The organism is Paenibacillus sp. RUD330, assembly GCF_002243345.2.
Classification (GTDB): Bacteria; Bacillota; Bacilli; order Paenibacillales; family Paenibacillaceae; genus Paenibacillus_O.
The window spans coordinates 5,350,217-5,362,525 of sequence record NZ_CP022655.2 but is presented as its reverse complement, the minus strand read 5'-3'; the positions used below and the strand labels follow the sequence as shown (position 1 = coordinate 5,362,525).

Sequence of the window (12,309 nt, the reverse complement as noted above, 5' to 3'; positions counted from 1 at the left end):
GCCCCGTCTTATGGCCGGGAGTTTGGACTTGTTTGTCTTGTTCCGGAACAGGCTCCGATAGGGGGAGATAATGGCCGTCCGGGCCCGCGAAGCATCCGCGAGGCTTTTTTGTGCTACACTAGAGGGAGCAGGAACTGAAGGAGAGATCAGGAATGGACAATCATGAAATCATCTTGACAGCGGAAGGTCTGGCCAAGCTGGAAGCCGAGCTTGAAGATCTTAAGGGACCGCGGCGCAGGGAACTGGCCCAGCGCATAAAGACGGCGATCAGCTACGGCGATCTGAAAGAGAACAGCGAATACCATTCGGCCAAGGACGATCAGGCTTTCATGGAGACGAGAATTCTGCAGCTCCAGGCAATGCTGAAGAAAGCTCGTGTAGCGACCACGACGGATACTTCCTCGATCAATGTCGGCTCGGTTGTAGTCCTTCATGACCGTGAGTTCGATGAGAACGTAGAGTACCGGATCGTATCTCCTGCCGAGGCCGATGTGCTGGAGAGCCGGATTTCCTACGAAAGTCCGCTGGGCAAGAACCTGATTCGCAAGCGGGTGGGCGACGTGGTGGAAGTGGATGCGCCCATGGGCAAGATCAGCTACAAGGTGCTGGAAATCAAAACGGTCTGATATCTGCGTGTCAGCCTTGTTGCAGACAGCAGGCGGCAATCGCATGAACAAATGCATCATGGCAATCAGAAGCAGTCCGCGCCTCGACACCAGGCGGCGGGCTTTTTTTTATTGCCCGGGCAATGGAGGGATAAATGGGAGATTATGAAAGATGGGCAGACAATTCCAAATAGGAGCTCCGCAGCCAAGGATGCACGACCCGCAGCTTGTCCCGCTGGTCCCACATGTACGAGAGATACGCGAAGGCGGCATGAGTAACGGACAGCTCCAGCGAAGGCAGCAGGAGATTCAGATAGGGAGGCTCGCCGGTCTGATCCCACTTGATTTTGTCGGCGACAAATACGGCCCGGTCGAGAAGAGTGGAGCAAGGACGCAGCGTCGTATGACAGCCCGCGGCATCCAACACGGCGGCATCTCGGATGCCGAACAGATCATGCCCCATCTGCCGGGACAGCTTCTGATGCACAATCATCGGGAAGGCTTCTTCTTCGGGCAGCACGTCAAGGTTCAGCAGGCGCGCGGCTTCAATGCGGACGTCGTTGGGATAGACGGCGCCGATGTCATGCAGCCAGCCGGCCTGCTCCGCCTGGGCCGGATCGCAGTCTGCGGCTTCAGCCAACCGGCGGGCTTCGGCTCCTACGGCCATGCAGTGCGAGGCGGTATCTTCCCGTCCGTTGGTGACGAGAAAGGCATGGATATCCTTCTGCAGATCGCCGCTCAGCGGGACCGGCTTCAATAATGAATAAGCTTCCTTCAAGATTAACCCTCCTTGACCGCCCGTCAGCGGCAGCGGCCGTCGAAGTCCGTCATAGCCGAGCAAAAGGGAAGGGATGAGCTTCTGTCGCATGCGCCGCTTTAGGCTGCAGCGCCGACGAGTATCGATGTGCGGTTGCCATGCATCTCGCGCGGGGACATGACGATACGTCTGAGCGGAAGCGGCCGCAAGATGCGGGCGGCAAAAAGACCGGCGCCAGCAGGCTCCGGTCTTCGGAATTCAGAAAAACTCAGCCAGCTTCTCCGCGATCGCCGCGTTCGTGGCGGGAGACAGCTGCTGATGCTGCGGCAGATCGAACAGCTTGGCGATCTGCGGCGGGAACGGCTGCTCGATGCCGACGAGGCGGATCGACTCGTCGAACTTGGCCGGGTGGGCCGTGGACAGCGCCACCGTCGCCTCGCCGGAGGCGGCCAGCTTGTCTGCGGCAGCTACGCCGCATGCCGTATGAGGATCGAGCAGGTAGTCCGCATCGCGATGATACCGGGCGATCGTATCCAGGCATTCCTGATTGCTTACGGCGTAAGCGGCAAAGTCGGCCTGTACCGCAGCGAGCTTTTCCGCCGGAATGCTCAGGCTTCCTTCTTCCTTGAACCGAGCCATCAGACGGGAGATCGAGGCGGCATCCTCGCCGTAGAGATAGAACAAGTAGCGCTCGAAGTTGCTGGCGACCTGGATATCCATCGACGGGCTGTAGGTGCCGCGGAACTCTCCGGGCTGGTAGACGCCCTCGGCGACGAAGCGGGCAAGAATATTGTTCTCGTTCGTGGCGAGAATCAGCTTGTCGACGGGCAGGCCCATCCTCTTGGCGAGGTAGCCGGCGAAGATGTCGCCGAAGTTGCCTGTCGGCACGCTGAAGCTTGCCGGGGCGGTCTCTCCGCGGCGGGCAAGCTGCAGGTAGGCGTAGAAGTAGTAGACCGTTTGCGCCAGGATGCGGGCGATATTGATGGAGTTGATGGCGCGCAGATGGTAGCGGTGCTTGAACTCGACGTCGGCGAACAGCTCCTTGATGATGCGCTGGCCGTCGTCGAAGGTGCCGTCGATCGCCAGATTGAGCACGTTGGCGTCGTCGACGGTCGTCATTTGCAGCTCTTGGACTTTGCTCACCTTGCCGTGAGGGTGGAGGATGCAGATGCGGATCCCCTCCTTGCCGCGCACGCCCTCGATGGCGGAGGCGCCGGTATCACCGGAGGTGGCTCCGAGAATGTGAATGGTGGAACCCGTACGGCGGGCCACATAGCTGTAGAGATTGCCGAGAAACTGGAGAGCGACGTCCTTGAAGGCAAAGGTCGGGCCATGGAACAGCTCCAGCACGTCGAGGCCGTCGCGGATGCGGCGGACCGGCGTGACGGCCTCGTCACGGAACGTCGAGTAGCTGTCCTCGACAAGCGCGCGCAGGTCATTTCTAGGAATCTCGTCTCCGATGTATAAGGCGAACAGCTCCAGCGCCAGCTCCTGATAGGTCAGCTCCTGCCATTGCTTCAGCGTATCTGCCGACACCTGCGGAATCTTCGCCGGCACCAGCAGGCCGCCGTCATCCGCCAGTCCCATCAGAATGGCGTCGATGAAGCCGACTCCGGCAACCTTGCCTCTCGTACTGATGTATTCCATGCCAAGTCCCCTCGTCCGGTTTGAATTTTCCGTTATTGTATCAGAAATTCGCCCGCTCACCTACCCCAAAATTGCAATTTCACGTCAGGCTGCGGCCGCTTGACCCTGTCTTTGGAGCGATAACGGCGAGGGCGGATCGGAATGAGCGAGCAAAGGAAACAGAGGGATTGCGGGCAACGGCTGGAGCCGACGGGAAGCGGCGCAGCCGAGGAGCGAACAGAATTGGCGTAAGGGACGATGAGAGCCGACGGGAGGCGGCGCAGCCGATGAGCCGAGCGGGATCGGGCGTAAGGAATGATGAGAGCCGACTGGAAGCGGCGCAGCCGGGAAGCTGAGACCATGGGAAGAAGATTGGCTGCCTACAGCCGGGGAGACGGCCATGGATGGTATAATCAAGCGATAGAGAAGGAGGTGCGGACCATGATCGGACAACCGGTAAGCAAGGAGTTTTTCAGCCAGCCGACGCTGGAGCTGGCGCAGGCATTGATTGGAATGCTGCTGGTCAAGGTAACGCCGGAGGGCACGGCGTCAGGCTGGATCGTGGAGACGGAGGCATACCGCGGTCCGGACGACCGCGCGGCGCACAGCTACGGCGGACGCAGGACCAAGCGGACGGAGGTCATGTTCGGCGAATCCGGACATGCCTATGCGCATGTGATGCATACGCACTGCCTGCTCAACATCGTCAGCGCGGAGCTTGGCAGCCCGGAGGGCGTGCTGATCCGGGCCTTGGAGCCCTGCGCGGGGCTGGAGCTCATGCAGGAGCGGCGCGGCGCGGGCAAGAAGCTGCGCGACCTGACGAGCGGGCCCGGCAAGCTGACCAAGGCGCTCGGCATTACAATGGCGGATTACGGCCATCCGATGTTCGAGCCGCCCTTGTACATCGCGGAGGGAAGGGAGAGGGGCATTGTCGCGGCCGGTCCACGGATCGGCATCGACAACAGCGGAGAAGCCCGCGACTACCCGTGGCGGTTCTGGGAGAGCGGCAACCCGTTCATCAGCCGGTGAGGCAAGTATAGTTGTATTGTCTCTCCGAGCATGCGCGCTTGCGGTATAAGCCTGTAATATTTGAATGCGAGGGATTGGGAGCCCCCGGGCTGCTCTCGCCGCAAGCCCCGGCCGCCCGGGCACACAGAGGCGGCCATGCTGGCGGGATGATGGCGCTGCTTCCGTTCAGCGAGAGACAGCAGACAGAACGCCCTGGAGTTTGTCAGTCCATATTCTGTCCGAGCTTCTCGATGCGTTCCAGCCAAGCGGCCAGGCGCTCCGGCGAGGAGTCCTTCATGCCGCCAATACGAGTGGTGCGCACGGGGGATATGCCGCAGAATTCAAGGGTTCCTTTTTTCATGGCATGAATACCGGCATCCCTTAGTATGGTCTGGTAATACCAGGTGGGGGAGTCCATCGTAACTATCATGCGGCCCGTGCGGCCTTTGAGCAGCTTCTCCCAACCGGAGGAGCCCTCCTTGAATTGATAGGCGTATCCGGGCAGCAGGGTTCGATCCAAAAAGCCTTTGAGCACGGCCGGGATCGTAGCCCACCAGACGGGATAGACCCAGACCAGATGATCCGCGCTCTTCATCAGCTCCCTCGCTTGCAGAAGATCCGGTTCCAGCTCCATCCGCTTGCGGTAGCCATGCCGCAGATTGGGATCGAACGCCATCGATGCCAGGTCCAGCACTTGAACCTCGGCTCCGGCCGCTTCCGCTCCCCGGATGTAAGCGCCAGCCAGTGCGTGGCAAAAGCTCTCCTCATCAGGATGGCCGATGACAACCGTTATTTTTTTCTTCATAAGAAACCTCTCCTTTTGCATTTTCATGGGCAGTCAGCCGAATGTTTCCGCAGCCCGTGTTACAGCAGCGGCTTTTATGCCGCTCCTCCATGCATTCATGGTAAACTATCCACAAATGGTTTCCAGTGACGCGAAGCGCATCGTTGATGATCATTCGCGCAAAGGGAGGGGAGGCGCACGATGGAGGGAATGACGGTTACGCTGCTGGCGGCTTCCATGCGGGGCATGGCCGGTCGCGGGTACGATACAGCGAGGTTCTGCCGCGAAGCAGGACTGGATTCCCGCGTTCTCCTTCAGGGAGATGCCCGTATCCCGCACGGGGAAATGGTTCGGCTGATGGAGGCGGCTAGCCGGTTCACAAGCGATGAGCTGTTCGGGCTTCATCTGGGAAGCGGGATGGAATTCGCGGATCTGGGCATCGCCGGATACGTCATGCAGCATTGCGGCACGATTCGGGAGGCGCTGGCCGCCCTCGGCCGTTACCATGCGATGATTTGCAGCGGGTATGAGCTGGAAGAGAAGACGAGAGGGAATATGGCCGTAATCGGATTCCATATTTGGGATCCGTCGATCCCGGAATCCCGCCACTGCAAGGAGGATATGCTCTCTTCCATCTGCCGCGCCTTGTCCAGGTTGGCCGGGCGGCCGCTTCTGCCGGCCACCGTCTCCATGAGGCATCAGCCGGCAGCGCCGGCGGAGGCTTATAGGGAGGTCTTCGGCGTGATTCCCCGTTTCGGAGCGGAAAGGGATGAGATCGAATATCCGCTGGAGGTGCTCGATTTGCCGGTGCTGGTGGCGGATGAGAAGCTTCGTCTGGCCTTCCAGTCTGTGGCGGAACGGGTTCTGGATGATATGCAGGACGGACGCAAGGTCGCCGCACGCGTCTCGCGGCATCTGCTGAACCGTACCGGCGCCGCGCTGCCTTCTCTTTCGGATACCGCCAGAGAGCTGGGCATGAGCACGCGCAGCCTCCAGGCCAAGCTGAAGGAAGAGGGAACCAGCTACAACCGGATCGCCGGGGAGCTGCGCAAGGAGCTGGCAGTCCGTTATTTGGCCCGGGAAGAGCACAGCATCGCCGAAGTGGCTTATCTGCTCCATTTTTCCGAGCCGAGCGCCTTTCACAGCGCATTCAAGAAATGGACGGGAATGACTCCCGGCCAATACCGGCATGCCAGGCAGGGCAGCTCCGTAGCGAATTGAAGTCTCTCCAGCTGCAGGCTGCTTGGTGGTCGGAAGGCGGTCGAAGGACGTGATGCGTCAAGGCCTTGAACTCCGCAGAAACGGTTTGCCAAAGTCCAACTTCCTTGCGGGCCTCTCCCGGTACGTTTCGTAAAGTCCAACTTCCTTGCGGGCCTCTCCCGGTACGTTTCGTAAAGTCCAATTTCCTTGCGGGCCTCCGGGCACCGTCGCCCAGAGTCCGACTTCAATGACGACAAGTAGATATGGGGGAGACAAGGGGCGGTTCAGGAGGAGCTGTTGAATTCGACTGTTTAAAGGCAGCATTATCGCGTCCGTGCATCGAATGTGCGAATTGCATGAGGCTGGAGCGGATCTAAAGACGAAATGATTTGGATTAGTTTGACGGGCTGCTTATCGGACATAGGATCCGTTATTTGCGGAGTTGAAGGCGAATCATGCGATTATCGGACATAGGATCCCTTATTTGCTTTCAAGCTATCGATATGAGGGGATTTGTTCACAAATAGCGGATCGTATGTCCGATAGACAACCGATAATGGGATTTTGGCTAAAATAACGGATCGTATGTCCGATAGGTGTTGAAGACCGGCCTCCCGGTCCCAGGATCGGGCTGCCATCCATCGGGGATCGGCACTTGGAGCATCTTCGCCCGGCAAGCAGCTACTTCCCAGCGAGACAACAGCCCTCGGCCTCGCCTGCAGAGCTACCACGCCACCGCAGGAGACTGCAAGCATGACCGCCGGAACTCGGAAGGAGTCCCAAGCATGACCTCCAGAACCCGCTTGTTCGCAGCCGCCGCGGTCATCCTATACGCCGGGGCATTCGCTCTTTCCCTGACGCTCCGCTCGGCCATGCCCCGAGGCGAGGAAGCGACCGATGTCGGCCGCATCGTGAGCGCCAAGGTCGACAAGACCGTCGCGGTCCGGACGACGGAGGACGTCGCTGCCGCTATCCGCGACGCGCGCCGTGAAGGGCGGAAGGTGAGTGTCGCCGGGACGCGCCACAGCATGGGCGGCCAAACCTTCTATGAAGGGGCGGTCGTGCTGGACATGAGACGGTATGATCGCATTCTCGACCTCGATGCGGAGGCGAAGAAGATTACCGTCCAGAGCGGAGCGACATGGGAGCAGATCCAGGAAGCCATCAATCCCCAGCATCTATCCATCCGCGTGATGCAGTCCCAGAACATCTTCACCGTAGGCGGGTCGCTGGGTACGAATATCCATGGAAGAGATCCCTCCGAAGGCTCCTTGATCGAAACGGTGGAATCTTTTCGGCTGATGACGGAGGAAGGCAAGATCCTGACCGCCAGTCGCCGCGAGAACGCCGATCTGTTCCGGGCTGCCATAGGCGGTTACGGCCTGCTCGGCGTCATCCTCGATGCGACGCTCCTGCTGACGGACGATGAAGTCTACACGCAGCATATGTCGCTGCTGGACTACAAGAAGTTTCCGGATGCTCTGCGGGCATCGGTCGAGTCCGGTCGTACAGGCCTGGTCATCGCCCGGATTTCCACCGCTCCATCCGGCTTCCTCCGCGACATGTACATGACCGAATACATGGACAGCTCCATTCCGCTGGCGGAAGCCGATACAGGGCTGAAGGGAGAACGGGCTGTGGAGCTGACCCGCTTCGTGTTCGGCCTCCAGCGCAAGTACGGCTGGGGCAAGAATATGAGCTGGAGCCTGCAGGAGCGGCTGTTCCGCTCCACTGAAGGCAAGTCGATCACCCGCAACAATGCCATGCGTCCGGAGAGCGGGTTTCTGGAATACCGGGATGCGCAGAAGAGCGACTTGCTGCAGGAGTATTTCGTCCCGCTGGATCAGTATCCGGCATTCGTCGACGGGCTGCGGACGCTTCTGCGCGAGGAGCCGATCAACCTCGTCAATATAACGGTCCGCTACATGCCCCGCAGCGAAGAATCGCTGCTGGCCTATTCCCGGCAGGACAGCGCGGCGGTGGTGCTGCTCATCAACGAGAAGCGTTCCCCGGCAAGGCTGGAGCGGCTGAAGAGCGTGACGCAGAAAATGATCGGGCTTGCCGAGCAAGTCGGAGGCACCTATTACTTGACCTATCAGCCCTTCGCCTCGAAGGAGCAGTTCCGCGCGGCATATCCGGCAGCGGACGAATTCAAGGCAGCAAAGCTCGATTACGATAAGGAGTCCTTGTTCGTGAACGAATGGTACGCGGACTATTTGCGATGAGAGCCGTCGCGATGAGGTATGTGATGCTTTCCCAGAACGTCATGACGCTCGGCTCGGGCATCGTATTTCCCTTTTATCTGATCAGCATCAAGGAAATAGGCGGCGATTTTACCCAGTACGGCATCGCCTACGGCTTGTTTACGATCTGCTCCGCCTATCTGAACGGCTACTTCGGCCGCTCATCCGACCGGTTCGGCCGCAAGCCTTTCCTCCTGCTCGGCTCCTGGGGAATGGCGGCTCTCTTCCTGCTGTTCCCGCTCGTCACCAGCATGTGGCAGGTCTATGCGCTGCAGGTGGCGATGGGGGTGTTCGGAGCGATGCAGCGGACCTGCGAAAAAGCCTTGCTCGCGGATCTGACGGAGGAAGGACGGCGCGGGGAGCAGATCGGACGCTACCATATGGGCTTGTCGCTGTTCTCGGGCCTGGCGGTCATCGCCGGGGGATTCCTCGTCGACTATTTTACGCTGGATCTCATTTTCTACTTCGGCTCCGTCTTATTGTTCGCCAGCGGTCTGGTGCTCCTGCGGGTGCAGGAGAAGCCGGGCACGCCCGGAATGGAGACATGACGGATCTTGTCAGATTTTACTCTTGCCAGCATTCGCGTAACCGTGTAGGATAACAAAATAACAACGAACGCAATTTCATAACTCGTATAATCATGGGGATATGGCCCATAAGTTTCTACCGGATGACCAATGCAATCGTCCGACTATGAGTGAGAACGCCTTTTTTGGTTCCGTCTGCGCGCAGCTTGGCGCCGGACAAGCCAGGCGTATCAATGACTTGTCTTATCAGGCAGATCTCACTTGAGGGTACCAGCTCAGTGGGGTCTGTTTTTTGTTTTTTTCAAGAGGCCGGATAACAGGAAAAGGGGCGCTGAACAACGATGAAACAGCTGGAAGAACGCATTCGCCGAGAAGGTCAAATCCTCTCGGACAAAGTGCTTAAGGTGGACTCGTTCCTGAACCATCAGGTCGATACGGAGCTGGCGCTGGAGATTGGACGCGAGTTCGCGCGGATCTTTGCGGACCGGGGAATCACGAAGGTGCTGACGATCGAGGCGAGCGGCATCCAGTTCGCGATGGCGGCGGGCATCGCGCTGGGAGTGCCTTTCGTTTACGCCAAGAAGAAAAAAGCGGTGACGCTTACCGAGAACCTGTACACGGCTCAGGTCCACTCCTTCACACGCCAGGAGACGTATCAGGTCAGCATCTCCCAGAACTATCTCGGACCGGAGGAGCGCGTCCTGATCGTGGACGATTTCCTCGCTACCGGAGCGGCGCTTGTCGGCCTCGTCGATATCGTCAAGCAGTCGGGCGCCCGGTTGTGCGGCGTGGGCTGCGTCGTCGAGAAGAGCTTCCAGGAAGGCCGCGGCCTGCTGGAGGAGCTCGGAGTGGAGGTTCATTCCCTGGCTCGAATCGCGTCGATGGCGCCTGGACGAGTGACGTATGTCAGCGAGCTTGAAGCCGAGCCTGCTGCTGCCGGCGCCGCCGGAACGGACGGGGCCGGATGCTGAGCCGCCGCAAAACCGTCACGCTCGGCCTTCAGCATGTGCTCGCCATGTATGCCGGCGCCGTCGTCGTTCCCCTGGTCGTCGGAGGGGAGCTCGGGCTCACGCCGACCCAGATCGCGTATCTGATCGCCGCCGACCTGTTCACCTGCGGCCTGGCCACTCTTCTGCAGGTCATGAAGACGAGGTTCTTCGGCAGCGGCCTCCCGGTCGTGCTCGGTTGCACGTTCACGGCGGTCGGGCCGATGATCGTCATCGGCAAGGAATACGGCCTTGCGACCGTATACGGAGCCATCATCCTGTCCGGCTTGTTCGTTCTTCTCGCCGCGCCGCTGTACGGCAAGCTGCTGCGCTTCTTCCCGACGGTCGTCACCGGATCGGTCGTCACGATCATCGGCCTGTCGCTCATTCCTGTCGCGATGAACAACGCCGCAGGCGGTCAGGGCGCGCCCGACTTCGGCGCCCCGCGCAACCTGCTGCTGGCGCTGCTCACCCTCGTCGTCATTCTGGTCGTGAGCCGCTTCGCCAAGGGCTTCATGCGTGCCATCGCGGTGCTTGTGGGCCTTGCCGCCGGCACTGCAGCCGCGTATGCGATGGGCCTGGTCAGCTTCTCCGGCGTCTGGGATGCCTCCTGGCTCAGCATCGCGCAGCCGTTCTACTTCGGCGCTCCGCATGTGAGCCTCGTTGCCGTCGTGACGATGATTCTCGTCAATATCGTCAGCATGGTGGAATCGACAGGCGTATACTTGGCCGTCGGCAAGACGACCGACCAGCAGGTCGACGAGAAGCAGATCGTGAACGGCCTGCGCTCGGAGGGCGCCGCGATCATGCTGGGAGGCATCTTCAACGCCTTCCCGTATACGGCCTTCTCCCAGAATGTCGGGCTTATTGCGCTGACGAAGGTCAAGAAGCGCAGCGTCATCGTCGCTGCCGGCGCCATCATGGTGCTGCTCGGCCTGCTGCCGAAGCTCGCGGCGCTGACGACCGTCGTGCCCAGCGCCGTTCTGGGCGGCGCCATGATCGTCATGTTCGGCTCCGTCGCGGCTTCCGGCATGGGCATTCTGTCCGAGGTCGACCTGCGCAAGGAAGGCAACCTGATGATTGTCGCTTGCAGCCTGGCGGTAGGTCTCGGGTCCGCCACCGTTCCGGCGATGTTCGGCCAGCTGCCGTCGGAGGCTTCGATGCTGCTGCAGAGCGGCATCGTCACGGGATCGCTCACCGCGATCATTCTCAACATCATGATGACGAGGCGCCAGCGCGACGCGGCTCCGGCCGCTTACCAGGAAGCCCAGGAAGCTTCATAGAGAGCTTTAGCCCCCAGGTCGTCCGGAAGGGCGAATATGGATAAGTTGCAATTCCTCCTAAATATCTTGGACTTTTGGCGCTTCATGGCTTATGATTTCATTATTACTGATGATGTGCTTCACGATAATGGCAAACCTGTCGGAAAGGCAGGGACGCAAAACTAGAGGGCCTAAGGGTGAGAGCCTACGGCAGCCAGTTGCCGAACGAAGAATGAACTAAGAAGGCTACCATTTTCTTATTTCTCGTGTGCAACCTGCACAGTTCGGGTTTTCCCGGACTGTTTTTTTATTTCCGGGTCGCTGAAGCCTTTGCGGGCGAGGGGATGCCGTAATGAAACTGACTTCGTTGATCTGTGTTCTTTCCTTGCTCCTTCTCGCTTGTTCCGGAGTCGCCGATGCCAAAGCCAGCCATGCTTTTACGAAAGCTCCGATTCTGTCCACCTGGCTGTGGGATACTTCCAAAATTGTCTCTCAGACGGATGTCATCATCCAGGACTTGGCTGCCAATCGGGTGAGCCTGTTGCACCTGCAAATCGACCCCGCCATTGAGCCCAGTTATTATAAGGATTTTATCCGAAAAGCCTCCCAGCGGGGGATTCGCGTTCATGCTCTAGACGGCGCTCCCGATTGGGTCGAGGCCGGAGGTTCCGCCCTTCAGCAGGCATTTCTGACCTGGCTGCAAGGCTATCAGCAGTCGGCGTCGGACAAGGAGAGGTTCAGCGGAATTCATCTCGATGTCGAGCCTTATGAATTGAAAGGGTACGAGCAGAACGCCAATCGGTACATCGAGAACTATCAGACCATGATGCGTTCGTTTCAGGAATGGGCTGATCAGAATCAGCTGGAGCTCGGAATCGATATTCCCTTTTGGTTCCATGGCGTCAAGTATGACAATAAGCATGGAGCCGGGTTCCTTGCGGAGTGGCTCTGCAAGCAAGTCAAATTCATCACGATCATGGCGTACCGCGACAAGGCTGCCGGGGATGAGAGCATCCTGTCGGTATCGGCAGCGCAAATGAAGCTGTTCGAGAAATATCAGGTCAAAGGCTCCGTTGCCGTCGAGACCGGGAAGCTGACTCCGGATTACAGCTTCGTGACCTTTTACGCAAAGAACAAGGAATACATGTATGAGCAGCTTGACCAAGTGTATCAACGCTACAAATCCAATCCTGCATTTGAAGGAATTTCCATCCATCACTACGACAGCTGGATGAAAATGACATAGACTTCCCTCTAAGCGGGCTTCCGGAATTCATCCGGAAGCCCGCTTTTTATATAGGATCAATTTAC

11 protein-coding genes and 2 riboswitches are annotated in these 12,309 nt (G+C 59.1%); of the genes, 8 read left to right on the top strand and 3 right to left on the bottom strand.

Annotated features, from left to right (window positions below; translation table 11 throughout):
- Positions 1-152: 152 nt before the first annotated feature.
- Positions 153-626 carry a transcription elongation factor GreA gene (greA, locus tag CIC07_RS24185; protein WP_076357463.1) on the top strand — a complete coding sequence of 158 codons (474 nt, stop codon included), beginning with the start codon at positions 153-155 and terminating at the stop codon, positions 624-626.
- Between the two features lie 142 nt (positions 627-768).
- Here greA and CIC07_RS24180 read toward each other — a convergent pair whose 3' ends face one another.
- Positions 769-1,383, bottom strand: a complete 615-nt coding sequence (locus CIC07_RS24180) for an HD domain-containing protein (RefSeq protein WP_234992957.1) — start codon at positions 1,381-1,383, stop codon at positions 769-771.
- A 237-nt stretch (positions 1,384-1,620) separates the two neighbouring features.
- On the bottom strand, positions 1,621-3,009 hold the full coding sequence (gene thrC / locus CIC07_RS24175; RefSeq protein ID WP_076357465.1) for a threonine synthase: 1,389 nt from the start codon (positions 3,007-3,009) through the stop codon (positions 1,621-1,623).
- 420 nt (positions 3,010-3,429) lie between these two features.
- Here thrC and CIC07_RS24170 point away from each other — a divergent pair, with 420 nt between their 5' ends.
- The gene (locus tag CIC07_RS24170; protein WP_076357467.1) at positions 3,430-4,017 is read left to right on the top strand and encodes a DNA-3-methyladenine glycosylase; all 588 of its coding nucleotides are present in this window, start codon (positions 3,430-3,432) and stop codon (positions 4,015-4,017) included.
- Between the two features lie 202 nt (positions 4,018-4,219).
- On the opposite strand, the gene CIC07_RS24165 is transcribed toward CIC07_RS24170, so the two are convergent.
- Positions 4,220-4,801 (bottom strand): NAD(P)H-dependent oxidoreductase, encoded by a 582-nt coding sequence (locus tag CIC07_RS24165; RefSeq protein WP_076357469.1) that lies wholly within the window; start codon positions 4,799-4,801, stop codon positions 4,220-4,222.
- 180 nt (positions 4,802-4,981) lie between these two features.
- Between CIC07_RS24165 and CIC07_RS24160 the strand changes: the two genes are divergently transcribed.
- From CIC07_RS24160 to CIC07_RS24135, 6 genes are all read left to right on the top strand, one after another.
- The gene (locus CIC07_RS24160) at positions 4,982-6,001 is read left to right on the top strand and encodes an AraC family transcriptional regulator (protein ID WP_076357471.1); all 1,020 of its coding nucleotides are present in this window, start codon (positions 4,982-4,984) and stop codon (positions 5,999-6,001) included.
- A gap of 764 nt (positions 6,002-6,765) precedes the next feature.
- Complete coding sequence (locus tag CIC07_RS24155; protein WP_083688164.1) at positions 6,766-8,205, top strand: FAD-binding oxidoreductase; 1,440 nt, start codon at positions 6,766-6,768, stop codon at positions 8,203-8,205.
- An 11-nt stretch (positions 8,206-8,216) separates the two neighbouring features.
- The gene (locus tag CIC07_RS24150; protein ID WP_083688166.1) at positions 8,217-8,771 is read left to right on the top strand and encodes an MFS transporter; all 555 of its coding nucleotides are present in this window, start codon (positions 8,217-8,219) and stop codon (positions 8,769-8,771) included.
- A gap of 62 nt (positions 8,772-8,833) precedes the next feature.
- A riboswitch (purine riboswitch) is annotated at positions 8,834-8,937 on the top strand.
- A 154-nt stretch (positions 8,938-9,091) separates the two neighbouring features.
- Positions 9,092-9,721 carry a xanthine phosphoribosyltransferase gene (locus tag CIC07_RS24145; RefSeq protein ID WP_076357473.1) on the top strand — a complete coding sequence of 210 codons (630 nt, stop codon included), beginning with the start codon at positions 9,092-9,094 and terminating at the stop codon, positions 9,719-9,721.
- Positions 9,715-11,019 (top strand): nucleobase:cation symporter-2 family protein, encoded by a 1,305-nt coding sequence (locus CIC07_RS24140; RefSeq protein ID WP_076357475.1) that lies wholly within the window; start codon positions 9,715-9,717, stop codon positions 11,017-11,019. The genes CIC07_RS24145 and CIC07_RS24140 overlap by 7 nt, the downstream gene beginning before the upstream one ends.
- A gap of 119 nt (positions 11,020-11,138) precedes the next feature.
- Positions 11,139-11,224: riboswitch (cyclic di-GMP riboswitch) on the top strand.
- 126 nt (positions 11,225-11,350) lie between these two features.
- Positions 11,351-12,244: a hypothetical protein gene (locus tag CIC07_RS24135; RefSeq protein WP_076357477.1), complete on the top strand. Its 894-nt coding sequence runs from the start codon at positions 11,351-11,353 to the stop codon at positions 12,242-12,244.
- The last annotated feature ends 65 nt before the right edge of the window (positions 12,245-12,309 follow it).

What these genes read in the sequence shown, in the direction of transcription:
- greA (WP_076357463.1), top strand. Translation starts at nt 153, where the DNA reads ATGGACAATCATGAAATCATCTTGACAGCGGAAGGTCTGGCCAAGCTG.
- CIC07_RS24170 (WP_076357467.1), top strand. Translation starts at nt 3,430, where the DNA reads ATGATCGGACAACCGGTAAGCAAGGAGTTTTTCAGCCAGCCGACGCTG.
- CIC07_RS24155 (WP_083688164.1), top strand. Translation starts at nt 6,766, where the DNA reads ATGACCTCCAGAACCCGCTTGTTCGCAGCCGCCGCGGTCATCCTATAC.
- CIC07_RS24145 (WP_076357473.1), top strand. Translation starts at nt 9,092, where the DNA reads ATGAAACAGCTGGAAGAACGCATTCGCCGAGAAGGTCAAATCCTCTCG.
- CIC07_RS24140 (WP_076357475.1), top strand. Translation starts at nt 9,715, where the DNA reads ATGCTGAGCCGCCGCAAAACCGTCACGCTCGGCCTTCAGCATGTGCTC.
- CIC07_RS24160 (WP_076357471.1), top strand. Translation starts at nt 4,982, where the DNA reads ATGGAGGGAATGACGGTTACGCTGCTGGCGGCTTCCATGCGGGGCATG.
- CIC07_RS24165 (WP_076357469.1), bottom strand. Translation starts at nt 4,801, where the DNA reads ATGAAGAAAAAAATAACGGTTGTCATCGGCCATCCTGATGAGGAGAGC.
- CIC07_RS24150 (WP_083688166.1), top strand. Translation starts at nt 8,217, where the DNA reads ATGAGGTATGTGATGCTTTCCCAGAACGTCATGACGCTCGGCTCGGGC.
- CIC07_RS24135 (WP_076357477.1), top strand. Translation starts at nt 11,351, where the DNA reads ATGAAACTGACTTCGTTGATCTGTGTTCTTTCCTTGCTCCTTCTCGCT.
- thrC (WP_076357465.1), bottom strand. Translation starts at nt 3,009, where the DNA reads ATGGAATACATCAGTACGAGAGGCAAGGTTGCCGGAGTCGGCTTCATC.